Raw genomic sequence first — 723 nt, forward strand, 5'->3', positions numbered from 1 at the left:
TTTAAAACTTTATTCTTATTCACAAATCCTACAGATGTATTAAGAATGGTTGAAGGTGGAGTACCTATTAAATCTGTAAACGTTGGTGGAATGTGCTTTAAAGCAGGTGACAAACAAATTACAAATGCATTATGTATGAATGATGTTGATATTGAAGCATTTAAAAAGCTTTATGAAAAGGGTATCGAATTAGAAGTAAGGAAATTAGCAAAAGATACTAAAATAAATCTAATGGATAGATTAAAAGAACTAAAACTAATATAGATATAAAATTAAATTTTTATATAATTACAAAAAAGAAAGAGAGGAATTATAAATGAACACTTTACAATTAATTTTATTAGTAATAGTTGCAGCAATTGCTGGTATGGGAAGCGTACTTGATGAAGCACAATTTCATAGACCGATAGTTGCATGTACATTAGTAGGGCTAGTGCTAGGAGATATTCAAACAGGAATCATATTAGGAGGAACACTTGAAATGTTAGCACTTGGCTGGATGAATGTTGGGGCTGCTATGGCACCAGACGCAGCTCTTGCAAGTGTAATTTCAGCAGTACTAGTTATAATTGGACATCAATCAATTGGAGCAGGTATAGCAGTAGCAATTCCAATTGCAGCAGCAGGACAAGTACTTACTATATTTGTAAGAACAATAACAGTATTCTTCCAACACTTAGCAGATAAATATGCTGAAACTGGTAACACAAGAGGAATAGAAAT

Annotated in this window: 2 protein-coding genes; both read left to right on the forward strand. The window is 32.2% G+C overall.

Going from position 1 to position 723, the window contains the following annotated elements:
• A partial coding sequence (locus COL3_RS25610; RefSeq protein ID WP_180277990.1) for a PTS sugar transporter subunit IIB occupies positions 1-264 on the forward strand: 264 nt, incomplete at its 5' end.
• Between the two features lie 52 nt (positions 265-316).
• Positions 317-723: PTS sugar transporter subunit IIC (locus COL3_RS25615; RefSeq protein ID WP_180277991.1), on the forward strand; the 407-nt coding region annotated here is incomplete at its 3' end.

Origin of the sequence: Clostridium sp. LS, assembly GCF_002760435.1 — a bacterium.
In the GTDB taxonomy this organism is placed as follows: Bacteria; Bacillota; Clostridia; order Clostridiales; family Clostridiaceae; genus Clostridium.